Annotated in this window: 21 protein-coding genes; 17 read left to right on the top strand and 4 right to left on the bottom strand. The window is 39.5% G+C overall.

Features of this window, described 5'->3' with window-relative positions; all coding sequences use genetic code 11:
• Positions 1-5: 5 nt before the first annotated feature.
• From glgA to MLE14_RS04045, 7 genes are all read left to right on the top strand, one after another.
• Positions 6-1,454 carry a glycogen synthase GlgA gene (gene glgA, locus MLE14_RS04075; protein WP_243297052.1) on the top strand — a complete coding sequence of 483 codons (1,449 nt, stop codon included), beginning with the start codon at positions 6-8 and terminating at the stop codon, positions 1,452-1,454.
• A gap of 121 nt (positions 1,455-1,575) precedes the next feature.
• On the top strand, positions 1,576-2,421 hold the full coding sequence (locus MLE14_RS04070) for a hypothetical protein (protein ID WP_243297051.1): 846 nt from the start codon (positions 1,576-1,578) through the stop codon (positions 2,419-2,421).
• Positions 2,422-2,536: 115 nt separating this feature from the next.
• Complete coding sequence (locus MLE14_RS04065; protein WP_243297050.1) at positions 2,537-3,859, top strand: S8 family peptidase; 1,323 nt, start codon at positions 2,537-2,539, stop codon at positions 3,857-3,859.
• A gap of 1,114 nt (positions 3,860-4,973) precedes the next feature.
• Complete coding sequence (locus MLE14_RS04060) at positions 4,974-6,005, top strand: asparaginase (RefSeq protein ID WP_243297049.1); 1,032 nt, start codon at positions 4,974-4,976, stop codon at positions 6,003-6,005.
• A gap of 337 nt (positions 6,006-6,342) precedes the next feature.
• A complete protein-coding gene (locus MLE14_RS04055; protein ID WP_243297048.1) occupies positions 6,343-7,605 on the top strand; it encodes a metal-dependent hydrolase family protein in 1,263 nt (420 codons plus the stop codon).
• A 144-nt stretch (positions 7,606-7,749) separates the two neighbouring features.
• Positions 7,750-8,928, top strand: coding sequence for a hypothetical protein (locus MLE14_RS04050; RefSeq protein ID WP_243297047.1), 1,179 nt, complete (start codon positions 7,750-7,752; stop codon positions 8,926-8,928).
• Positions 8,929-8,945: 17 nt separating this feature from the next.
• Entirely contained in the window at positions 8,946-9,116 is a 171-nt protein-coding gene (locus tag MLE14_RS04045; protein WP_243297046.1) for a hypothetical protein, read from the top strand.
• Here the strand turns inward: MLE14_RS04045 and MLE14_RS04040 are convergent.
• Positions 9,095-10,303, bottom strand: coding sequence for a dicarboxylate/amino acid:cation symporter (locus MLE14_RS04040; RefSeq protein ID WP_243297043.1), 1,209 nt, complete (start codon positions 10,301-10,303; stop codon positions 9,095-9,097). The genes MLE14_RS04045 and MLE14_RS04040 overlap by 22 nt on opposite strands.
• Before the next feature lie 298 nt (positions 10,304-10,601).
• Between MLE14_RS04040 and MLE14_RS04035 the strand changes: the two genes are divergently transcribed.
• The 7 genes from MLE14_RS04035 (at position 10,602) to hutH (ending at position 18,099) form a co-directional block, all read left to right on the top strand.
• Entirely contained in the window at positions 10,602-12,329 is a 1,728-nt protein-coding gene (locus MLE14_RS04035; RefSeq protein WP_243297041.1) for an ABC transporter ATP-binding protein, read from the top strand.
• A gap of 275 nt (positions 12,330-12,604) precedes the next feature.
• Positions 12,605-13,318, top strand: a complete 714-nt coding sequence (locus tag MLE14_RS04030) for an MBL fold metallo-hydrolase (protein WP_243297039.1) — start codon at positions 12,605-12,607, stop codon at positions 13,316-13,318.
• Positions 13,319-13,332: 14 nt separating this feature from the next.
• A complete protein-coding gene (locus MLE14_RS04025) occupies positions 13,333-13,905 on the top strand; it encodes a TetR/AcrR family transcriptional regulator (protein WP_243297037.1) in 573 nt (190 codons plus the stop codon).
• A gap of 123 nt (positions 13,906-14,028) precedes the next feature.
• A complete protein-coding gene (locus tag MLE14_RS04020) occupies positions 14,029-14,784 on the top strand; it encodes a threonine/serine exporter family protein (RefSeq protein ID WP_243297034.1) in 756 nt (251 codons plus the stop codon).
• An 18-nt stretch (positions 14,785-14,802) separates the two neighbouring features.
• Positions 14,803-15,252 (top strand): threonine/serine exporter family protein, encoded by a 450-nt coding sequence (locus MLE14_RS04015; RefSeq protein WP_243297032.1) that lies wholly within the window; start codon positions 14,803-14,805, stop codon positions 15,250-15,252.
• Between the two features lie 209 nt (positions 15,253-15,461).
• Positions 15,462-16,388, top strand: coding sequence for an oxygen-dependent coproporphyrinogen oxidase (gene hemF / locus MLE14_RS04010; RefSeq protein ID WP_243297027.1), 927 nt, complete (start codon positions 15,462-15,464; stop codon positions 16,386-16,388).
• A 232-nt stretch (positions 16,389-16,620) separates the two neighbouring features.
• Complete coding sequence (hutH, locus tag MLE14_RS04005) at positions 16,621-18,099, top strand: histidine ammonia-lyase (RefSeq protein ID WP_243297026.1); 1,479 nt, start codon at positions 16,621-16,623, stop codon at positions 18,097-18,099.
• Positions 18,100-18,887: 788 nt separating this feature from the next.
• On the opposite strand, the gene MLE14_RS04000 is transcribed toward hutH, so the two are convergent.
• The gene (locus MLE14_RS04000) at positions 18,888-19,019 is read right to left on the bottom strand and encodes a YuzL family protein (protein WP_243297024.1); all 132 of its coding nucleotides are present in this window, start codon (positions 19,017-19,019) and stop codon (positions 18,888-18,890) included.
• 102 nt (positions 19,020-19,121) lie between these two features.
• Here MLE14_RS04000 and MLE14_RS03995 point away from each other — a divergent pair, with 102 nt between their 5' ends.
• Positions 19,122-19,370 carry a YkuS family protein gene (locus MLE14_RS03995; RefSeq protein WP_243297023.1) on the top strand — a complete coding sequence of 83 codons (249 nt, stop codon included), beginning with the start codon at positions 19,122-19,124 and terminating at the stop codon, positions 19,368-19,370.
• A gap of 197 nt (positions 19,371-19,567) precedes the next feature.
• Here the strand turns inward: MLE14_RS03995 and MLE14_RS03990 are convergent, their stop codons facing one another.
• Positions 19,568-20,881, bottom strand: a complete 1,314-nt coding sequence (locus MLE14_RS03990; protein WP_243297022.1) for an ATP-binding protein — start codon at positions 20,879-20,881, stop codon at positions 19,568-19,570.
• 339 nt (positions 20,882-21,220) lie between these two features.
• Here MLE14_RS03990 and MLE14_RS03985 point away from each other — a divergent pair, with 339 nt between their 5' ends.
• Both MLE14_RS03985 and MLE14_RS03980 read left to right on the top strand, forming a co-directional pair.
• Positions 21,221-22,411 carry a glycine C-acetyltransferase gene (locus tag MLE14_RS03985; protein ID WP_243297020.1) on the top strand — a complete coding sequence of 397 codons (1,191 nt, stop codon included), beginning with the start codon at positions 21,221-21,223 and terminating at the stop codon, positions 22,409-22,411.
• Between the two features lie 90 nt (positions 22,412-22,501).
• Positions 22,502-23,455 (top strand): L-threonine 3-dehydrogenase, encoded by a 954-nt coding sequence (locus tag MLE14_RS03980; protein WP_243297019.1) that lies wholly within the window; start codon positions 22,502-22,504, stop codon positions 23,453-23,455.
• A gap of 69 nt (positions 23,456-23,524) precedes the next feature.
• Here the strand turns inward: MLE14_RS03980 and MLE14_RS03975 are convergent, their stop codons facing one another.
• A complete protein-coding gene (locus MLE14_RS03975; protein WP_243297017.1) occupies positions 23,525-24,916 on the bottom strand; it encodes a hypothetical protein in 1,392 nt (463 codons plus the stop codon).
• Positions 24,917-24,990 lie beyond the last annotated feature (74 nt).

The following is a 24,990-nucleotide window of genomic DNA, read 5'->3' as shown; positions in this document are numbered from 1 at the left end:
CGATGATGAACGTTCTTTTTGCTGCATCCGAATGCGCTCCTTTTATCAAAACAGGCGGTCTCGGCGATGTGATTGGGTCCTTGCCAAAAGAGCTTCAGAAACTTGGAGTAAATGTATCTGTTATATTGCCTAAATACGGTGATCTTCCCTTCTGGTTTAAAGAGCAAATGGATTTTGTCACAAGTATCGAAGTCCCTGTAGGCTGGAGGATGCAATATTGTGGGATCGAAACATATAAGAGGGAAGGAATTACCTACTATTTTTTAGATAACGAATACTATTTTAAAAGACATGGCAGCTATGGCTTTTTTGATGATGGGGAACGTTTTGCCTTTTTCTCAAGGGCCATCTTTGAAGCTATTCCTTATCTTGAATATAAACCAGATATCATCCACTGTCATGATTGGCAAACCGGACCCGTTCCAGTCCTGTTAAAAGCTCACTTTAAAAAACACCCCTTATATTCTGAAATAAAAACAATTTTTACAATTCATAATCTCCGTTATCAGGGAGTGTACCCTAAATCCGTTCTGTGGGAGCTGCTGGATTTAAGTGAGCTTTATTTTCATATGGACGCGTTAGAATTCCATGGTCAAGTTAGTTATATGAAAGCGGGACTTGCGTTTGCTGATTATATAACAACAGTGAGTCCATCATATGCAGAAGAAATTCAAATCCCATATTATGGAGAAAATTTGGATGGTTTTTTAAGAAAGCGAAGTCAAGTTTTACGAGGGATTATCAATGGGATTGATAATGAAGCGTATAACCCGAGAACAGATACTGAAATCTATACACCATACTTTAATTATGAAGGTAAAGTGAAGAATAAGGCTATGCTTCAGCAAGACTTAAAACTTCCTGTTAACCAGGATGTTCCGATCATTGCAATGATATCACGGCTGGTAGATCAAAAAGGGATCGATCTGGTCCTCCATGTATTCAAGGAAATTATGAGTCAAAAAGTACAATTTATTGTCTTAGGGACAGGCGAAGAACGCTATGAAAATGCTTTTCGGGCGTTAGCGCAAGAGTTCCCGGAACAAGTGTCGGCGCATATATATTTCGATGAAAGCTTGGCAAGGAAGATATATGCTGGTTCTGATCTTTTTCTGATGCCATCTCAATTTGAGCCGTGCGGGATTGGTCAGCTGCTCGCCTTACGATATGGGTCTCTCCCTCTTGTAAGGGAAACCGGGGGATTGAAAGATACAGTAGTTCCATATGATGAGTTAAAAGATCACGGTACTGCTTTTAGTTTTGCAAATTATAATGCTCACGACATGCTATATACCATTGAGCGGGCACTTATGTTTTACCGGTTTCAGCCTAACACCTGGAAGAAGCTGGTTTATCGGGCAATGGAACTGGATTTTAGCTGGCAGTCGTCAGCGCTTGAATATAAGCAGCTTTACGAAGCACTTCTGCCGGAGAAGTCATTGGAGCTGGTTTGAATTTTTTAAGGATGATAAAAAAAGATAAAATAGAACATTTTTTTGTTAATGAAAAGAGATCATGTTACACCATTCCGTAATTGGCAATACTGATTAGTAAATCCATTATGGAGTGGTTTTTTTGAACGCAGGAGCTTGGGCATATACATCTTTACTTATTATAGGTATAGTAATTCTAATCATTTCCTATCGGAAAACAAAATCTAGAAGAATCTTTTATTTCTTTTTAGCAGTTTTTGGGTTAATTCTTCTTTTTGATTATATTATTTACGTTTGGGGAGATGCCTATGAATATTATCCAAATCTTATAAAGAACGAGTATGATTCAAAACTGGGCGGTTACATAAATGCGGTAATTATAGCATCTGCCGCTACTATTTTTTCGATCCTTCAGGCGAGGTTAATTTGGAGCATCGGATTGGCCATCCTTTTTTCCATGATTGAGCTTCTTTTTATGAGATTAGGGGTTTATGAACAGTATTGGTGGAAGACGGGATATACATTTACCTTGCTGCTCCTTCATTTTCCGATTATGAAGGCATGGTGGAATTATTTAGGCAAGACCCATCGGAATGTTATCTCATTACTGACTATGATTAGTTGTTATTATGCAATCCACTCCATTCTTTCTTTTTTCCAATACGGGATAATGGAGATCAGATCTTTTCACGTTGAATGGCTTGAAAGGATCGGACAAGAAAGCGTCGCACTTAATTCGATGGAATTATTGCTTATCAGTATATTTCTGTCTTGTTTAATTTTCTTTAGAAAAAGTAAAACCTGGCTTTTATTCGGCATTGCTTTCTCTTCAGTGATAGATATTGGATGTAAAAGAGTAGGATTGATTATCGCTCATGTGCCTTGGGATTGGTTTTATTATCTGGCAGCAGATTGTCTAAGCGTGCTGGCTGTAATTTATTTTGGAGAAATTCTTAGGAAAAACGAAAGGCTATCCTTCAGCGGGTAGCCTTTCGTTTTTATTCTTTTTACGTCCATTTTTTAAAAATTGTGGACAATCACACCTTCGTATTCTGCCATATTTCATACCTTATAGTGAACCGAATCTTAAAGGAGGATGAAATATGTTTGGATATTCGATGGTTCAAATGGTCCGTTCAAATGCTCATAAGCTAGACCGTCCTTTACGCGAAAAAGTGTTAAATATGTATAAACCATTTAAGTTTACTCCTTGCTTTCTGCATAATATGTTTGAAAGTTTTTTGAAAAAGACACGCAAACTATCTGTCATTATAGAGTTTGAGAAAGATTATTTTGAGGAAGGCTGTCAGCAAGTTGGACAAGTTATTGAATATGGGACGAGATGTCAACTAAAGAACCAATTTCAAGTGGTCACATGTCTCAGTGCAGATATTACACCGGATGCTTTAGAGAAGGTTCTAACAAACTGTAATCATGTTCGTAAAATTTACTTAAATCGGGAAGTAAAAGCTTTCTTAGACAATGCCGTAGTAGCAGCAAATGCCCAAAATATCGTTAGAAACGGTACTACTCTTACTGGCAGAGGAGTAACGGTGGCAGTAATCGATACAGGCGTATACCCGCATACCGACTTAGAAGGAAGAATTGTAGACTTTGTAGATTTTGTTAACCAAAGAACTGCACCATATGATGATAATGGGCATGGAACCCATTGTGCCGGAGATGTCGCAGGAAATGGCGCTGCTTCTTCTGGACAATATAGAGGTCCGGCACCAGAGGCTAATATAATCGGGGTTAAGGTTTTGGATAGCATGGGCTCTGGATCATTAGATACGGTGATGCAAGGAGTCGAATGGTGTATTCTCTATAATCAGAATAACCCGCAAAATAAAATTAATGTGATCAGTATGTCATTAGGCAGTACAGCTCAAGCTTTCGAAAATGAAAATGATGACCCTATGGTGCAAATTGTAGAAAGAGCATGGGCTGAAGGTATTGTGGTATGTGTTGCCGCAGGTAATGAGGGACCAGATGCGAGAACCATTGCAAGTCCGGGAATTAGCGATAAAGTCATTACAGTCGGAGCCTTAGATGACCGTGACACACCGGCAAGGGAAGACGATGATGTAGCAAGCTTCTCTAGCAGAGGTCCAACAATTTACGGTGAAACAAAACCGGATATTCTAGCTCCTGGCGTTAATATTGTGTCGCTTCGCTCGCCTAATTCGTTTATTGATAAATTACAAAAGGGAAATAGGGTCGGAACAGACTATTTCATTATGTCAGGAACCTCGATGGCCACGCCAATTTGCGCAGGAATTGTTGCCTTAATGCTTCAATCCAATCCAAGCTATACGCCACAGCAGGTGAAAGATTTATTGAAAAGAGGAGCTGATTTGTGGACTGATCGCGATCCTAACGTTTATGGAGCCGGGTATATTAATGCAGAAAAATCAATTCCATAAACAGATTCGAAAAACAAAACGGGCCTGCTAGACTGAGCGATGGGGAAGTATAAAATTTTGAGGTTGTTGGCAGGCGAAGTAAGCATTGTTGCACCAGCGTAAATAGTATCGTATCCTAGCGGAATGAGGATCCATTAAAAAAGTTAGGCGGATCCTTATTCCGTTATTTCAATAAAAACCTGCACTTTAGAGGCTGAAGCGGATTCTGATTCCGCTATTCGTACAAAATCATTCAATTTTGACGGAAAAAAGGGCGAATAACGGAACCAGGAACCGAAACCATGCTCCAAACAAGGGTTTTTGAAAAAATAGCGGAATGAGGATCCATTAAAAAAGTTAGGCGGATCCTTATTCCGTTATTTCAATAAAAACGTGTACTTCAGAGGCTGAAGCGGATTCTGAATCCGCTATTCGTACAAAATCATTCAATTTTGACGGAAAAAAGGGCGAATAACGGAACCAGGAACCGCAAACTATGCTCCAAACCAAGGTTTTTGAAAAAGCGGAATGAGGATCCATTAAAAAAGTTAGGCGGATCCTTATTCCGTTATTTCAATAAAAACGTGTACTTCAGAGGCTGAAGCGGATTCTGAATCCGCTATTCGTACAAAATCATTCAATTTTGACGGAAAAAAGGCAAATAACGGAACCAGGAACCGAAACCATGCTCCAAACAAGGGTTTTTGAAAAAATAGCGGAATGAGGATCCATTAAAAAAGTTAGGCGGATCCTTATTCCGTTATTTCAATAAAAACCTGCACTTCAGGGGCTGAAGCGGATTCTGATTCCGCTATTCGCACAAAATCATTCAATTTTGACGGAAAAAAGGGCGAATAACGGAACCAGGAACCGAAACCATGCTCCAAATAAGGATTTTTGATTAAATAGCGGAATGAGGATCCATAAAAAAGTTTGTTGGTTAAAAAAGAGGATTCATTTTCAGAGTAGCGGAACAAATATCCTCTTAGAACAGCTTTCTAGCCAGCAAAAAAGACCGGGCAGTTTTTGCCCGGTTTTTCTTAATACAAAACGAATTAAGATTGTACAAACATAAAAAATTGATAGAATAAAAGTAATAGAAAGATAATGACAATTCAGAAAGAAGGCTGTACCTATGGAAAAAGCAATCCAGGTGTATCGAGGACCATATTTAGAAAGTACACATGATATCCATATTGCCGTTGTAAATACAGAAGGGGAGCTTGTTTATTCTTATGGAGACCCTAATCGATTAACATTCCCTCGCTCATCAATGAAGCCATTTCAAGCGATTCCTGTTGTTGAGACAGGGGCAGCAGATGCTTTCCGATTTGATGAGGCGGATCTTTCCCTTATTTGTGCCTCCCACAGCGGTGAACCGATTCATCGCAATCGGGTCATGGACATTCTCGGCAGACTGAAACTGGAAGAAAATGCTCTTCAGTGCGGCACCCATATCCCGAGAGATATGGATAGCTATAAAGAATTGATTAAAAATGGGGGGGAGCTCACAGCGGTTTTCAGTAACTGTTCAGGAAAACATTCTGGAATGCTCACAGCAGTCGTTCATATGGGAGAGGATATCCATACTTACCGGGAAATTGACCATCCGCACCAGCAGCGGATACTTCAGGCAATCGAAGAAGTTTGTCAATTTCCAAAAGAAAGTATTGAAATAAGCGTAGACGGATGCGGAGTCCCTGTCCATCGTGTTCCTCTTAAGAATACGGCATTAGGCTATGCCAGATTAGCGAATTCCTCTGCCATGGAAAACAAAGAGCGTGCAGTGACGCTTGAAAGAATCAGAAAAGCAATGACATCTGCTCCTGAGATGGTCGGAGGGAAGGACCGCTTTGATACGGATTTAATGAGAGTCTTTGGAGGAAGAATTGTTGCAAAAGCAGGTGCAGAAGGAGTCCAATGCCTTGGAGATTCGGAAACTGGCCTCGGTATTGCTATAAAAGTAGAGGATGGAAATGCCAGAGCAACCAGTGTAGCTGCGATGGAAGTATTAAAGCAGCTGGGTATTGGGGACGATCGCATTTATGCCGAACTGGAACATTATTGGGAAGCACCGGTACTAAATGCAAGAAAAGATCAAATTGGTGTCATAAAAGCCGAGTTTAAATTAACTAGAGAATCAAAAATATTAAATGAGACAGTATAGTTCCTAGTTCTCATAAGGTAAGCAAGGTAATAGAACCGATGCTTACTTTTTTTTGTTTTCCTATCATCCGGGTTTAAACTAGGTCCATAGTATTTATGAAACTCGTAAATAATAGGCCCAGAGAATAATTTTTTTATAATAATTTTAATACTTTGAATTCCCCAACATTAAAGGCATGGTTGCGCTTACAAACCAATTTAAATTTTCAATCAATTAAAAAAACTCTTAAAAATACCCTGTTCAAAAGAAAAATAGTGTGATAGAATCCTATAACGATAAGTAATTATTTAAGTTTTCGAAATATTTTAGAATAATTTTACAGGGGGAGAGTTTTACCATGGCCTATACCTTAATTACAAATGGAACCTTAATTGATGGAAATGGAGGAGAGCCGGTTAAGGATGCTGCGGTTCTACTGAACGGAAATAAAATTGAGGCTGTCGGGAAAGCCTCAGAGGTCGCAGCACCAGCAGATGCAACCGTTATAGATGCCCAGGGCGGTTTTATCCTGCCAGGTTTCATTGATACACATGTTCATTTAATGATGGAAGTTGGCAAATTAGAAGAAAGATTAACTACTCCATTCTCCTACCAATTTTATAAAGCAATTCAATTCATGCAAAGGACTATTAATGCTGGGGTAACGACTGTGCGCGATGCAGGCTTTACAGATGCAGGTGTCAAAAAGGCAGTTGAGGATAAAATTGTAGTCGGTCCAAGGATGCAAATCAGTATAACTCCGCTAACTACAACAGGAGGCCATGGTGACCAATGGATGCGTTCAGGGGTGGATATTACGAATCATGGATATCCGGGAGTTCCTGACGGTATTTGTGACGGGGTCGAACAAGTTCGTCAAAGAGCTCGTGAGGTATTGCGTGCAGGAGCTGATATTATTAAGGTCCATGCAACTGGAGGAGTTTTAAGTCCAACGGACCATCCTGAATTTACTCAATTTAGCCAGGAAGAATTAGAAGTGATTGTTCAAGAAGCCAAATTTAGACGCGGTGTTAAGGTTATGGCCCATGCCCAAGGAGCCGAGGGAATTAAAAACGCAGTCAGAGCAGGGATTCATTCAATTGAGCATGGTATCTTCTTGGATGACGAAGCCATTGAATTAATGATTAAAAATGGGACTTATTTAGTTCCGACGTTATTAGCACCGGTTTCCGTTTTAGAAGCAGCTGAGCGTGATGGATCAATGCCTGAATACGGGGTTCAAAAATGCAGAGAAGTGATTGAATTCCATAAGCAAAGTATCGCTAAAGCCTACAGGGCTGGAGTGAAAATTGCGATGGGGACGGACGCAGGTGTTATGGCACATGGAACGAACCTACGTGAGCTTGGTTTAATGTGTGACATTGGAATGTCTCCAATGGAGTCGATTGTGGCTACAACTAAAACAGCAGCTGAATGCATGGGCTGGGAAGACAAAGTAGGAACCATTGAGGTCGGTAAGTTAGCTGATATAGTCATCTCTCAAACAGATCCGATTGCAGATATTCGCTCCCTTGAAAATAATGACAATATTGTAGCTGTTGTTAAAGACGGCGAATTAATTAAGAATGCACTTAAGAAGGTAGCTGTAACACAAGGTTAAGTGAACCGGTTGAACAAAGCTGTCCGTTCCGGGCAGCTAAACTTTTAACCATTCACTGACATGCTTTAAAGTGTTGAAATATAACTCCAAATACTTCTTAGTAGTTTAAAAAGCAGCACATGAATTTTTTAGGAGGGCTTTACAATGACAATCACTGATCCTACTCTTGCGGTACTCCTTGTTTTGGGAGTTATGGTTATAGGAGAAATTATTTCAATTGTAACAAGAGCACGGGTTCCGATGCTGCTTGTGGCAATGTTGGGGTATATGCTGCTAATATGGGCGGGAGTATTTCCTAAGGATATTCTGGATACGTCCACTCTCGCTATTTTTGGGTCCTTAATGGTAGCCCCGCTCATTATTCATTTAGGAACGATTATCCCTTTTAAAGTATTAAAAGGGCAAGGGAAAACGATTTTAATTGCATTAACGGGTATGATTGCAGCAACATTATTACTTCTTGCAATTGCGGCTCCTATTTTCGGATATGAAATAGCGGTTTCAGCGGCTGGGCCAATTGCAGGCGGAACCATTGCCTTTTTAATTACGACTGAGAAACTAACAGAGATTGGTGCGACTCATTTAGTTGCCATTCCCGCTCTTATTGTGGCAATCCAAGGCTTGGTCGGGATGCCGATTGCGACATTCTTTTTACGAAGATTTGCCAGAAGTGTAAAAGGAAAAATGAATGAAGCTGGTTATGAGGAAGTTGCTGCGGCAGTAGAAATACATGGATCTGCATCAGACGAAACAAAATCATGGATTCCGAAAAAATATCAGACAAACATGGTTCTGGTTTTCCAATTGTTTCTTGGCGGGGCTTTGGCACTCTTTTTAGGAAATATTACAGGGATTAACTTTAGTATATGGGCATTAGCAATCGGGTTTATTGGAGCCTATTTCGGGTTTTATCAGCAAAATATGCTTGAACGTTCTAATTCATTTGGAATTGCTATGGTAGGACTTATCTTCTTTATTCTGGCGCCAATGAATAGTGTGACACCATCAATGTTTGCACAGTCACTGTTAATTGTCTTGGCAATTATGGCTATTGGTATTGTCGGCTTAATTGGAGGAGGATTTATCGCTTCTAAGTTCTTTAAATGGGACCCAAATAAAGGGATCGCCGTTGCCCTAACAGCCTTATTAGGTTTCCCGGCAGACTATATTCTTTGTGAAGAAGTGAGCCGCAGTGTTGGAGAAACAGACGAAGAAAGAAAGGCAATCTTTAATGAAATTGTAACACCGATGTTAATAGGCGGATTTACAACTGTTACAACTGCATCCATTGTGATTGCAAGTATATTAATGAATACATTGTAGAATAGAAGGGTTTATGAGTGAGGACATCTGTTTCATATGCAGGTGTCCTTATTCTGTGGGGAATTTCTATTTTGTGGGATGTAAAGGCCAAAGCAGCTGCCTTCAAAAGAAAAGTCCTTCACATAGACAGTGAAGGACAAATCCTAAAGGCAAACTATATTCACGGTTATGGAGTAGGGGCTAACTGATCCCTTTTTCGCTCTGAGGTCTCGACCACTACACAGGCTGATGCATCTCCCATTACATTTAAAGCAGTTCTGAACATATCAAGGAATCGATCGATTCCAGCAACTAATGCAATACCTTCTAAAGGTAATCCTACTGCAGACAAAGTCATAGTAAGCATGACCAAGCCAGCACCCGGGACACCTGCAGCACCGATGGAGGCTAAGGTTCCGACTAGTGCAATTGTCAGAAGCTGAGTTACGGACAAACTGGCATCAAAATACTGGGCAACAAATACGGCACACAGTCCTTGATAGATGGCTGTTCCATCCATATTAATAGTAGCCCCAAGCGGAAGGACAAAGCTGCAGGTTTCTTTTGAGACTCCCAAATTTTCTTCCGTATTTTTCATAGTTATCGGTAGAGTCCCAGAGCTTGAACAGGTACTGAATGCTACTGTTGCTGCCGGGAAAATACCTTTAAAAAAATGCAAGGGGCTCATTTTGCCTAGTGTTTTTACGGCTATAGAATAGATAACAGCACCATGAACAATGGCCGCTATAATCATAGCAATAATAAGCTTCATTAAAGGCATTAAAACACTAAGACCATATTGTCCGACAACCGGAGCCAATAGCCCAAAAATACCAATTGGAACTAAAACCATTACGATTGCCGTAATTTTGTACATAATTTCTGCAAGACCTTCAAAAAACTGAAGAACCGGTGAGGCTTTTTCACCGACAAGCGTAATCGCAATTCCAAGAAAGATGGCAAGGAAGATAATTTGTAAAACGGCACCATTTGTCAAGGCTTCAACTGGATTGGTAGGGATAATATTTAACAAAGTAGTAATGATTCCATCAGAGCTGGTTTCTGGAGCAGCAGCATCCTCTGCTGATACGGAAAGTCCGGTTCCCGGAGAAAACACATATCCAGCTGAAATGCCAATGACAATAGCTATAAAGGAGGTAGCTAAATAGTAGATGATCGTTTTTCCGCCTAGCCTGCCCAGTTTTTTGATGTTCCCCGCACCGGTAACACCGACAATGATTGTAGAAAGAATCAGTGGAACGATAATAAATTTAATAAGTCTCAGGAATAAATCACCCAACGGCTGGAAGAAGGAAGCGCGCTCCCCTAGGATAGCCCCGACAATGACTGCCAGGACAAATGCTCCAACAATTTGCCAAACAAAATTCTTTTTCATTTCATCTCCCCTTATTACATTAGAATCAAATCAGTTTTGCTGTACTATTTTTTGAACAATCACCCCCATTTTTTTTAATATATATTCAAGCCTTAAATTGGGAATGCCAAGTTGTTGGCTAAAAAGAGGCAAGGAAACGGGAAGAAAAAACCGTTATAATAAAGAAGTATCAAATCATGACTAGATAGTCTTGTCTGAAAATCTATAAAAATATATAAAAAAGAAAAATAATTGTATATGATTAAGCTTACAGTCTTTATAAAGGATTCAACACCAAAGATAGGGAGGCTTTAGAGGGATGATTCGCCGTTTTTTCAGTTATTATAAGCCCCATAAGAAGCTGTTTATCATTGATTTTAGCTGTGCTGTGGTAGTGGCGGTCTTAGAGCTTGCTTTTCCTCTTGCAGTGCAATGGTTTATTGACAAGCTTCTGCCAAGCAATGATTGGCCCGCAATCGTATGGGTAAGCTGCGGGTTGTTTGCCCTGTATATTTTAAGCACATTCCTGCAGTTCATAGTTAACTACTGGGGACATAAGCTAGGAATCAATATTGAAACCGATATGCGCCAGCAACTGTTCCAGCATGTGCAAAAGCAGTCATTTCGTTTTTTTGACAATACCAAAACTGGTCATATTATGAGTCGGATTACTAATGATTTGTTTGATATTGGGGAGCTTGCTCATCACGGTCCGGAGGATTTATTTATTGCGGTTATGACATTCGTAGGAGCCTTTTGGATTATGTTTACCATTAATGTAAAACTTGCACTCATTGCGATGTTCATTGTTCCATTTTTAATCTGGCTAATTATTTATTGTAACTTAAGTATGAATCGGGCATGGAAAAAGATGTATAGTAACATTGCAGATGTCAATGCCCGTGTTGAAGATAGTGTTTCGGGTGCGAGGGTGGTTCAATCATTTACAAACGAAGATTATGAGATTTCCAGATTTAGAGACGATAACGGGAAATTCAGAAAGGCGAAGCTTATTGCCTATCGCGTAATGTCATACACTTCTTCCGGGACCTATATGATGACACGTTTAATTGTTCTTGTTGTTTTGGTTGTAGGAGCCTGGTTAAGTTTTAATGGTCAATTATCTTATGGAGAGCTTGTCGGATTTGTTTTGTATATAAATGTGCTTTTCAAGCCAATTGATAAGATCAGCGCATTGATGGAGCTCTATCCTAAAGGGATGGCTGGTTTTAAACGTTTTACCGAATTAATCGATACTGAGCCGGAGATAGTAGATGCAAAGGATGCAATCGAAGTGTGCAGCCTGCAGGGGAACATAACATTTGATCACGTCAGTTTTCGCTATGACAAGCATAAACCAGTCTTGAAAGGGATTGATTTGCATATTCGTGCAGGTGAAACGGTTGCATTTGTAGGGCCGTCGGGTGCAGGAAAAACAACAATCTGTTCATTGATTCCCCGGTTTTATGATGTTGATGAAGGGTCCATTTCAATTGATGGAATCGACATCCGAAAAATGAAAAAGCAATCGCTTCGGTCTCATATTGGGATTGTCCAGCAGGATGTGTTTCTATTTACCGGCACTCTAAGAGAGAATATTGCCTATGGGAAGCTGGATGCAACGGATGAAGAAATCACAGAAGCTGCAAGACGTGCCCATCTAGAAGAATTTATTGAATCTCTGCCATTAGGATATGAAACACCTGTTGGGGAAAGAGGTTTAAAGCTGTCTGGAGGGCAAAAGCAGAGAATTGCCATCGCACGGATGTTTTTGAAAAACCCGCCGATTTTAATATTAGATGAGGCTACCTCTGCACTGGATACAGAAACAGAAATGATTATTCAGCAGGCCTTAACGGAACTCTCCCAAAATAGAACGACCTTAGTAATTGCACATCGTCTTGCAACTATTAGAAATGCTGATCGAATTATTGTAGTGACAGAAGATGGAATTGCAGAACAAGGAACATACTATGAGCTTGTTGAAAAAGGCGGAGTATTTGCTAAGCTTCATCATGTTCAGTATGCAAATCAGGTGCAAGTGTAGAAAGGCTGTTTTCACAAAGATTATGGCTGGCTGAATATATTTTTTTAACTGTAGTGGAATGGAGCGGACATGTTTGCCTCCATTAAAAAACAATAAAGTATGCGAAACAGCCTATAGAAAAAAGCGATGATTTCCAAATCGGAATTCATCGCTTTTCTTTAATAAGGAGAAATTTCTTTACTGGGTAAATTTTGCAGAAAATAGGCTTGAATAAACTAATAACATTAGTTATTATAAAACTAATATAATTAGTTTATAGAATGGGGATTATAAATATGAGGATTACAAAAGCAAAGTACCTATATCAATTGACTTTTTTGCCAAGGGCCTTTCCGGTTAATTGTTACTTAGTAGAAGAAACCGATAGCTTAACCTTAGTCGATGCTGCGTTACCTTACAGCTGGAAAGGAATTTTAAAGGCAGCTGAACAAATCGGAAAACCGATTAAAAGAATTGTTTTGACACATGCGCACGGAGATCATCTTGGAGCGCTTGACGCTTTAAAATCACAGCTTCCTGACGTTTCTGTTTACATCTCAGAACGTGACGCAAGATTAATGAGGGGAGACAAATCGCTAGATTCCACTGAACCACAGGAACCTATCCGCGGAGATATCCCTAATAAGCTGAAGACTCATGCAAATGTTTTGCTGCAAGAAGGAGAAACAGTCGGCTCGCTTTTAGGTATTTCTACACCTGGCCATACACCAGGGTCCATGTCATTTATCGATCAGCGAACCCATTCGATTATTGCGGGAGATGCTTTTCAAACAAGAGGAGGCATAGCCGTTGCCGGACAAATACGCCCGACGTTTCCTTTTCCCGCTTGGGGGACCTGGAACAAAGATTTAGCTCTTAAGAGTGCCCAAAAAATTGCAAACCACAAGCCTTCATTACTTGCAGTCGGTCATGGAACAATGCTTATTCAGCCTGAAGAAGCGATTATCCATGCCATCAGAAATGCGGAAAAAAATCTTCAACTAAAGTAAAAGGAGTTAGCTAAATGTCACCAAGAAGGGGATTAGATTTAAAAGTAATTTTAGAAACAGCTGCTGAAATAGCCAATACGGAAGGAGTAGAAGCTATTACACTTGCTGCTTTAGCCAAAAAACTTCATATAAAACCGCCTTCCCTTTATAACCATATAGATGGACTTTCCGGATTACAAAGTAAATTAGCGGTCTTTGGACTCGAGCAGCTGTTAAAAGAGTTAACAAAAGCTTCTGTTGGCCGGGCAGGAGATGAGGCAGTTCAGTCATTAGCAGAAGCCTATGTTTCATTTGCAAGAAAACAGCCAGGCCTGTATCAGTTAACCCTAAAAGCACCTAAAGAAGAGGATACTGACTATCATGCTGTTGCAAACGAATTAGTTGAACTTCTTTTTGGCATTTTCCGTGCCTATCACCTCAACGACGAAGCTGCGATTCATGCTGTAAGAGGAATTAGAAGTATATTGCACGGGTATACAACACTTGAGCAAAAAGGCGGTTTTGGTTTGTCTATTGATCTTGATGTCAGTTTACGTTTTATGATTGATACTTTCCTTGCTGGAATCAAATCAGCTAACCGAAAGTAGCGGGATTCCTGGCGAACGAAAAAGATTTTTAAACAAATTGGATAAATTATTTGATTAAGCTCAAAATTATAGGCTAAAGTTAATACTGCAGATTTTAAAAATAAAGTAGATGGGGAGAGGCTAATGAAGGATCAACTAACTCCCACGTATGAAGTAATTGAATTATGTTTACTGGCCGGTAAAATTATGCTCCAAAATGGAGCTGAAACGTATCGCGTTGAGGATACGATGAGTCGGATTGCAGCAGCTTTCGGAATTCATCATTCCCATAGCTATGTAGTTCCAACCGGTATTATTTTTTCAATTGATGGCATGGAACCATCAAAGCTGATTCGAATTTCAGAACGATCTACGGATCTTGAAAAAGTCACATTGGTAAATAGTATTTCGCGAAAAATCAGCAGTGGTGAAATCTCGATAAAAGAAGCATTTACTCAATTAAAGGAAATTGAAAAAGCGAATTTATTTTACCCGATTTGGTTTCAAATATTGGCTGCTGCGGTTTCAAGCGGCTGCTTTTTAATCATGTTTAATGGAAACTGGAATGATTTTCTGCCTGCTATTGTCACGGGCGGTGTTGGTTTTACCTGTTTTCTTTATCTGCATCAGCTGATCAGGATTAAGTTTTTCTCTGAATTGATGGCATCCCTTGTCATTGGACTTGCAGCCCTTTTCTTTGTATCTTTAGGAATTGGACATGAAGTAGATAAAATTATTATCGGTTCAGTCATGCCGCTGGTTCCCGGATTAGTTATTACAAATGCAATCAGGGATTTAATTGCCGGTCATCTCGTGTCAGGGTTATCGAAAGGAGCCGAGGCTTTATTAACGGCTTTTGCTATAGGTACAGGAGTTGCTGCGGTATTTGTTATTTATTAAAAGCAGTGAGGGAAATACATGATTGAACAATTAATAACTAGTTTTATTGCATCGGCGGCGTTCGGTATTATTTTTAACGTTCCTAAAGATTCTGTTGTCAAAAGCGGATTGGTTGGTATGGCAGGCTGGTTCGTTTATATTGTAATGGTTAATGACGGAATTGATTCGGTTCTGGCATCCTTTGTTGCCGCTTTTTTTACTGGCATTATCAGTTTATCTTTTGCTAAATACTATAAAAAGCCCGTTACGATCTTTAGTGTCTCTGGAATTATTCCTTTAGTGCCGGGCGGGTTAGCCTACGATGCGATGCGGAATTTTGTTGAAAACAATTATCCGTTTGCGATTGAGCTATCGGTTAGAGTGTTTCTAATCTCTGGAGCCATTGCAATGGGACTCGTATTTTCAGAGGTTTTAAATCAGCTGATTATAAAAACAAAAAAGAAAGACAACTTTGTCAAGCGCGGGTAATTTTTCAAGAGTCTTTGGACCCTTTCTTCTAATAGGGAAGAAAGGGTATTTTATTTTAAAAGAAACTTTACAGGACAAATGTTTACAAAATGTGCCAAAATGTGTATGCTTGTTGTAAGAAAGTTTTGAAAATTATAATCATAAAGTCCCATCTATTAGTATGAAAGGTACAGAAATGTAATTTTATAATTGGAGAGGAGTGCATGGTAATGTCGAAATTAGTCAAATCGTCAAAAATAGACAAAACATTCATAAGTCAATCCTTTGAAAATCTCCAAGAAGCAATCTGTCAAGAATTAGAAATATTAGATGGGAAAGCCGTGTTTCAAGAAGAGAAATGGGATCGCCCGGGCGGCGGTGGCGGAAGAGCAAGGGTCATCGAAAACGGTAATATATTTGAAAAAGGCGGGGTTAACTTTTCCAATGTGCATGGACTGCTTCCTGATCAGCTGTCTGAGGGACTTGGATTATCTCCTGGTCATGAATTTCTCGCTACCGGAGTATCGATTATTCTGCATCCGTCAAATCCATTCGTGCCAATCATCCATATGAATGTCCGTTATTTTGAAATGTCTAACGGGGATAAATGGTTTGGCGGAGGAATTGATCTGACCCCAATTTACATTGATGTGAATCAGGCAAAATATTTTCATCAAAGCCTAAAGGACCTTTGCAATCGCCACGATCCTTCCTACTATCCGGAATTTAAAGCCTGGGCAGATAATTATTTTTATATTAAACACCGAAATGAAACTAGGGGGATTGGCGGAATCTTCTTTGACCGGTTAACAGTCAACCCTGAGTTTACATTAGAGGATAGATATGCATTTGTAAAAGATGTGGGTGAATCATTTACTCAGATTTATAAAAAGCTTGTAAATGAAAATAGGACAAAGCCTTATGGGGAAGCAGAAAAAAGGTGGCAGCTGATTCGCAGGGGAAGATACGTGGAATTTAACCTTGTTTATGATCGTGGGACAAAATTTGGATTAGATACGAATGGCCGCATTGAATCAATCTTTATGAGCCTGCCGCCTCAAGTGAAATGGCTTTATAATTACCAGCCACAGCCCAATAGTGAGGAGGAATTTACTCTCAGTATGCTGCGGAAGGGAATCGACTGGGCCAATCTATAGGTTTATTTCCATTGACTTTTACAGATGTCTCAACATAAAATGAACATAGTAAAATAAAATGAAAAGAGTTGGGCTTTCGATGAAACTGCTCAGGTCAAATCAAATAAAACGGAAATGTCATTTCCAACAACAAAGGGAACTAAGGAACTATTCAAGAAATTAACCAATTTCTTGAGATAGTTCCTTTTTTTATTGTTCCTTTAGTTTAGTAAAGAGATATGGAGGAATAAAAATGATTACTTTAACAGGGAATACACTAACCTTCACAGAAATAAGCAGGATTTTATATCAGAATGAAAAGGTGATGGCTTCTGATGAAGCTCTTAAAAAAGTGGAAGAAGCAAGAAGGTCTGTTGAAAGAATTGTACATGAAGAAAAAGTAATTTACGGAATCACAACAGGTTTTGGAAAATTTAGTGATGTACTGATTCATAGAGACAATGTCGAAGCGCTGCAGCATAATTTAATTCACTCTCATGCATGTGGAGTAGGAGAGCCTTTTCCGGAGATTGTTTCAAGAGCTATGGTTTTACTGCGGGCAAATGCCTTGCTTAAGGGCTATTCAGGGGTCAGACCCCTGATCATTGAACGTCTTTTAGACTTGGTCAATAAAAACATTCATCCGGTTATTCCGCAGCAGGGTTCTTTAGGTGCAAGCGGCGATTTAGCGCCATTATCCCATCTTGCCCTTGTATTACTGGGGGAAGGCGAGGTATTTTATCAAAACAAAAGGATCCCTGCGATAGAAGCTCTCACTAATGAAGGCATAACTCCGATAACGTTAACGGCTAAAGAAGGGCTAGCTTTAATTAATGGGACGCAGGCTATGACAGCGATGGGGGTAGTTGCCTATCTTGAAGCTGAAAAACTTGCCTTTCAATCTGAACTGATTGCCTCGATTACGATAGAGGGGTTACGCGGTATCATTGATGCATTCGACGAAGACATTCATTTAGCCCGCGGGTATCAAGAGCAAGTCGATGTGGCCAGAAGAATTCGGGAGTATTTATCAGATAGTAAGCTTGTGACAAAGCAAGGGGAAATTCGTGTTCAAGATGCTTATTCAATCCGCTGTATTCCACAGGTTCACGGAGCCACCTGGCAAACACTGAACTATGTAAAGGAAAAGCTTGAGATTGAAATGAATGCTGCCACAGATAATCCCCTTATCTTTGATGAGGGAAAAAAGGTGATTTCCGGAGGAAACTTTCATGGTCAGCCGATTGCACTGGCAATGGACTTTATGGCGATTGCCATCGCTGAATTGGCCAATATTTCGGAGCGGAGAATTGAAAGGTTAGTCAATCCTCAGCTCAATGATTTACCGGCTTTTCTAAGCCCAGAACCCGGTTTACAATCTGGTGCCATGATCATGCAGTATGCCGCTGCTTCATTAGTGTCTGAAAATAAAACATTAGCACATCCGGCAAGTGTCGATTCCATTCCTTCCTCAGCTAATCAAGAGGATCATGTAAGTATGGGTACCATTGCATCAAGACATGCTTATCAGGTCATTTCAAATACTAGAAGAGTTCTTGCGATTGAGGCCATTTGTGCGATGCAGGCCGCAGAGTATAGAGGAGCAGAGTATATGGCAACAGTAACTCGTGCCTTTTTCGAAAAAGCAAGAGAAATTACACCGTCTATTACAGCTGACCGGATATTTGCAAAGGATATTGAGAGTGTGAATGAATGGCTAAAAGGGCAATAAATAGCCGGGCTTAAATTAGGAACCTATTGTGCATCCCTCACTTTCGAAGTTATCGAAGGGTGGGGATGTTTTTTTGCTTTATTATTATAACAAGGCTGGTTTCACAAAAGTTGTTGTTAATAATATTAAATTTTTACTAAGAACTTCTGATTTGGACAGGATATGCGAAGAATTCATCAAAGCTGTCCGAATTGGCCCCCGATTCGGACACAAAGTGCGTAGAATTCTTCAAAGTTGTCCGAATCCACCCCTGATTTGGACAGGATGTGCGAAGAATTCTTCAAAGCTGTCCGAAAAAGCCCTTTATTCGGACACGATTGGAGTTGAATTCGTCAAAGCTGTCCGAATTGGCCCCTAATTCGGACACAAAGTGCGAAGAATTCATCAAAGCTGTCCGAATTGGCCCCTAATTCGGACACAGAGTGCGTAGAATTCTTCAAAGTTGTCCGAATAGGCCCTTTATTCGGACACAAAGTGCGTAGAATTCTTCAAAGTTGTCCGAATAGGCCCTTTATTCGGACACAAAGTGCGTAGAATTCATCAAAGTTGTCCGAATCCACCCCTGATTTGGACAGGATGTGCGAAGAATTCATCAAAGCTGTCCGAATCCACCCCTGATTCGGACACGACTAGCATTGAAATTAATAAACCAGTCCGAATAGGCCGTTACTCAAAATGGTGAGTACCTTAAACATGACCGTGATCAAATTAGTTCTTAATAGCTGGGAGTAGAAATGATTTTTGCCAGGTACAAAAACGTACCTGGCATTTTATCTTTATCCTAAAAGCTAGGACCTTTTATGCTTCTTTCTTGAAGAATCAACCTTTGTACTGCCAGTCTCAGTCGTAGTCGTTCCTTGTCCCTCAACATTTGGTGAGCTCATGCCAATTTTGGAAGCGTCTTTTTTTGCCTCTTTCATGCTTCTTCTCCTTTCAGTTAGAGGATTCGTTCATTAGGATGTACCGATAGGAATATTTTATGAAAAAATGAAGAATCTTAAGGAGGAGGAGGTGTTGATTGAATGGCTAGAATTGGTGTAGAACAGTCATTAACACAAGTTCAAGAGGCGTTAAGAGCACAGGGATATGAAGTGACTGAATTAAAGCAAGAGAGTGACGCACAGGGCTGTGACTGCTGTGTCGTTACAGGCCAAGATGAAAATGTAATGGGGATTCAAAATGTGGTAAGTCAAGGGTCGGTTATTAATGCACATGGATTATCGGCAGAAGAGGTTTGCCGCCAAGTAGAATCTAAGCTGCAACTTCAATAAAGTAGTAATTCTGATTGAAAAAAGTGTAGAGAAACTTGGTCTCTACACTTTTTATCTTATACTCCAAGGTGAAAAAATTTTAGCAATGTAGTAAATCTAATATTTTTTGGCATAAAATACCGTGGGCAGGACATGAGTCGAGCGATGCCACAGGTCGTGGCCGTTTCGAGCGAGATAAAGTGCAACTACGCATCACGCTAAGCCTTTAGGCTCCCAGTCGGCGAGCTTTCTGAATAAGCTTTTTCGTTCACAGGCTCCGCTTGTTTGGGATGGGAAGGAACATGGATTGTAAACGTAGTTCCAACATTCACCTGGCTTTGTACATCAATTTTGCCTTGCATTCTTTTAATAATTTCGTAGCTTACAGCTAATCCTAGCCCGGTTCCATTTTCTTTATTCGTAAAGTAAGCCGTTCCCAGCCATTTCAATTCATCCTTTGGAATGCCGCATCCGTGATCTTTTATAACTATTTCAATCATATTCTGTTTTTCACAAGCTGAAACATCTAGCGTTTGACCTGCTTTCATCGCTTCAATTCCATTTTTCATAATATTCATAAGAACCTGCTGAATTTCGTGTTTAAATCCAAATAATTTTAAGGAAGGGGCAATATCGGATGTAATATGGATGTTGTTAACGGCTGCATAGGCTGTTATGATTTGAATGGAATCATGTAAAACCTTTGTTAAATCGAATTGTTCGATGCCGCCTTTTGACGGTTTCGATATCGAAAGGTAGTCATTAATGATAGCCTGAGCCCGATCTAATTCTTCAATTGATATTTTTATATAGGATTTGTCATGGTCGGATACAGTCCCGCTAGAATTAAGCATTTGCAAAAATCCTCTCACCGTCGTCATCGGGTTTCTAATTTCATGTGCAACGGCTGCCGCAAGCTGACTAATGGTATTCATTTTTTCTACATGCTCCAGTTCTCGCTGCATAATCAGCTGGTTTTCCATGTTTTCAATGATAAAGATAACGGCCAGCAAGGTAACCCATGTGATGAGCGTTAAATAGAAAATAAAGGATAGTTCTACAGTTGATTGAATTTTTACTACATAAATCAATCGTGTAACCCCAATGCTCATGTAAAATAAACTAATTAGAAAAGCTTTAAAATAAATAGTTTGGCGGTGGTAGAAATTTTTAAATTTCGTTAAAATAATAGAGATAAAGAGGTAATTTCCAAGGTTTGATAAAAAACTGTCAGGATCTATCACCAAACTAAAGCAAAGCATACTGCACACGAGTATAAAACCTGGTAATGCACCACCGTATAGAAAGGCGACTATAATGGGAATAATCCTTAAGTCATATGAAAATCCTTCCGTATAAGAAGCCGGAAAGAGCATTGTAAGCAATAAGGATACGAACAATATGATTGTAAATTTAGAAACCCATTGATTTTGCCGGATTGAAACACTTTCTCGTAAAAAAACGAGGTAAAAGAGAACGGGGAAGAGGATCAATAAAACATTAATTAATATATCCTGGATAACGTCCCACATCTACATCACCTTCCAAAACCCGTTTAAAATGAAAAATAAGGATTCTTGTAAAAAAGTGCATACTAATAATTATAGTAGAGAAATTTCGTACATATGTATATAGGCTTATTTTCGGAACTATAAAACCCCTAGTATTTAAAAGTAAAAAAGGTTTAATTTTCAGGATGTTTTTTGGTAGATAAGCACTTAACTGCTAAGGAAAGTTGCTTTTAAAATAAATGTGTTTTAATTGTATTTGAAAAATTATAAACTGAATAGTTATTTTTTTAAAAATTTGTTAAGCAAAAGTAAATTTAAGCGCTTTCAAAAAGGATAACTAAATTAATTGGAGGTTTTAACATGACAAGTCAAACATTAAATAACTTTTTAAATGAAAATTTAGAGGATTTAAAAAGCCGTGGTTTATATAATGTCATCGATCCTCTTGAAAGTCCGAACGGTCCGATCATCCAAATCGACGGAAAAGAGTTAATCAATTTATCTTCAAATAATTATTTAGGCTTAGCAACGGATGAACGTTTAAAGAAAGCTGCGAAACAGGCTATTGACCAATATGGAGTCGGTGCCGGTGCTGTGAGAACGATTAATGGAACTCTTAAAATTCATGTAGAGCTTGAACAAAAGCTGGCCGAATTTAAACATACAGAGGCTGCGATTGCCTATCAATCCGGTTTTAATTGTAATATGGCCGCGATTTCGGCTGTTATGGATAAAAACGATGCCATTCTGTCAGATGAGCTGAATCATGCATCGATCATTGATGGCTGCCGTTTATCCAAAGCTAAAATCATCCGATACAATCACTCTGATATGGATGATCTTCGTGCAAAAGCAAAAGAGGCTAAGGAGTCGGGACAATATAAAAAGTTAATGGTGATCACGGACGGGGTGTTCTCTATGGACGGGGATGTCGCCAAGCTTCCAGAAATCGTTGAGATTGCCGAGGAATATGATATGATGACATATGTTGACGACGCCCATGGGAGCGGAGTATTAGGAAATGGCGCCGGAACAGTGAAGCATTTTGGTCTGTCAGATCGTGTCGATTTCCAAATTGGGACACTATCGAAAGCGATTGGAGTAGTTGGCGGATATGTTGCCGGGAAACAGGCTTTAATAGATTGGCTGAAAGTAAGAAGCCGTCCGTTTCTCTTTTCTACATCTCTAACACCTGCTGATGTGGCGGCATCGATTCAAGCAATTGATATCTTATTAAATAGTACAGAATTACAGGAAAAGCTTTGGGAAAACAGCCGCTATTTGAAAAAGGGACTTAAAGAGTTAGGTTTTAATATCGGACATAGTGAAACACCCATTACACCATGTATCATAGGGGAAGAAAAAACAACCCAACAGTTTAGTAAAAGGTTATTTGAAGAAGGAGTATATGCAAAATCAATCGTCTTCCCGACCGTACCGCGCGGCACAGGACGAGTACGAAATATGCCAACTGCGGCGCATACGAAGGAAATGCTTGATCAGGCATTAGCTATTTATGAAAAGGTAGGCAAAGAAATGGGTGTTATTTAACTCATCTCCGTTTAAAAACGAAAGGACTAACAATACTTTTGTTTGAAACATCGCAAGAATAAACAGTATCATTACCACGGGGGAAAACCAATGAAAAAAATATTGCTAACTGGTGCTTTAGGTCAAATTGGTGCAGAGCTAACGATGAAATTGAGAGAGGTGTATGGAGCAAGTAACGTAATTGCTACAGATATCCGCTCGCTTGACAATGAAATTGTACAGTCAGGGCCTTTTGAAATTCTCGATGTCACAGATGGAAAAACAATGCATGAAATTGCTGCTAAATATAAGGTGGACACTATCATTCACCTGGCTGCTTTATTATCCGCAACAGCCGAAGCTAAGCCTTTGTTGGCATGGAATATTAATATGGGCGGGCTTGTAAATGCTTTAGAGGTAGCCCGGGCAGAAGGGTGTCAATTTTTTACGCCGAGCTCGATTGGTGCATTTGGTCCATCGACACCAAAGGAAAATACGCCTCAGGATACGATTCAGCGTCCCACGACTATGTATGGCGTGAACAAGGTTTCAGGCGAACTTCTTTGCGACTACTATTTTCAAAAATTTGGTGTAGATACACGCGGTCTCAGGTTTCCTGGTTTAATTTCGTATGTCGCTCCCCCGGGTGGCGGAACGACGGATTATGCGGTTGAAATCTATTATGAAGCACTAAAATCCGGAACATATACATCGTATATAAAAGCCGGAACCTATATGGATATGATGTACATGCCTGATGCATTGCAGGCTATTATTTCATTGATGGAAGCAGATGCATCCAAGCTGATTCATCGAAACTCCTTCAATGTTACAGCTATGAGTGTTGAACCGGAACAGATCGCTGCAGAAATTCGCAAACATATTCCTTCTTTTAAGATGGAGTATCAGGTCGACCCGGTCAGACAAAAAATTGCGGATAGCTGGCCCAATTCAATCGACCCTACCGCAGCTAAAGAGGAGTGGGGATTTAAGGCAGAGTACAATCTGGAGCTGATGACAACAGATATGCTTGAAAAATTAAAGAACAAATTAGCAATTAAGTAAATAATGAAGGCCATTTCCAATCAGAGGAAATGGCCTTTCATTTTACACAAGAATAGGGTGAAAATCTGTCTAAGCCCGTTTCTGCATAGAAGCAACGATATTTTGATAAGCGAGAGATTCTTCTTTTTTCCCTAATTCTCTATAAGCTTTGGCTAACCATTGAATCGGTTTGATATCATGAGGATTTAGCTCCATCTCAAAGCTAAAGCAGTCAATAGCCCTGTCAAATTGTTGAAATTCATAATAAAGCTCTCCTAACTGAAGCTGATGCTCTGGATCATCTTTAATGGCTGCCATCGTATTCAATTTTTGCAGTATAGGGAGGGAGACCTCTAATTCATAGAATGGACGAAGCCATTGATGAGTAAAGGTAAAATCATATTTATTCAGTAAAATAGGAATACATAGACGGAGTAATTTTTCTAACTTGTGGGGTTCTGTCTCGTGAACGAGGATATGGTTCATATTTTCAATCTGCAGCTTGCTTGAGTCTAATGGTTTATGTTCAAGTAAGTATTGGACTTGAAGATACTCATCGTTTGAGACTGTAGAATAGCGATTGGAAATGACGTTGATGGCATCTTCATAATGTCTGTTTTTTATAAGGAGATTAATTAATGCCTGTCGCAGCTCCTTTTGGTTTCTCCCTTTTTCTAGTAGCTCGTTTAACAAATAGATGATATCCTCATCCTGCAGGTGTGAAATAAGAAGGGAGTATAGGTTTGCAAAACTGCCAGCCCCTTCTGAAGTCAGCATCCGGTCTCTATAAAGGATAATTTGATCAATCCATCTGTCTTCTTGAGAAAGTTTTTCTTGAAGCTGAGAGAACAGTTTATCATCCGGGCGATTCTGAAAAGAATGAATTTCAACATAAAGGGGATCTTTATTGAAAAGAGCAGGGCCGACTTCATCATAAAGCATTTCAAAGCGATGGTATTGAAGGTTATGTGACATATCACGGGCCCAATTATTGTTAGGAGCATAGTCCAAACAAATTTGAAGAATTTGATAGGCTTTAAAAAATTGTCCATTTCGTCGGAATTGGTTATATTTGTTTCTCATTAAATTTATAATTTTATCTTTAGGGATAAAGGAATCGAAAAACGAAAAGATGAGCGAGGTTTCTTGATCGGAAAAATGCTGTTCCGCTTTGTGAAGAAGCTGATTAAAGCTTTGAAAGGTGAAAGTTTGTGTTCTGGCAATCAGATGTTCAATTAATGGATGGGGGGCATCGATTATGATACCATCGGAAAACAAAGCTTTGAGTCGCGAGTCAGTGCCAAGTGACGTCACTTTTCGATAAGTTAAATACTGATTTTTATAGAAAAACAGCAGATAACATTCATTATGATCATCATAGGCTTCAACCACTTTTATAGCGTGATAAGCAGCCATTCGCTGAATCGATACATATTTGGTTTTCTTTTTAGTTTGGATCGTCACCATTTGTTTTGCGGACATAGAAATCCCCCATTTACATTGGATTTTAATTACACTATTATTGTAACACTCTTAGAAGGGCAATGGAAATAAGG

Origin of the sequence: Bacillus litorisediminis, from assembly GCF_022808645.1 — a bacterium.
Lineage (GTDB): Bacteria > Bacillota > Bacilli > Bacillales > JC228 > Bacillus_BF > Bacillus_BF litorisediminis.
The sequence above is the reverse complement of the archived record's forward strand: the minus strand, read 5'-3'. Positions and strand labels throughout refer to the sequence as shown.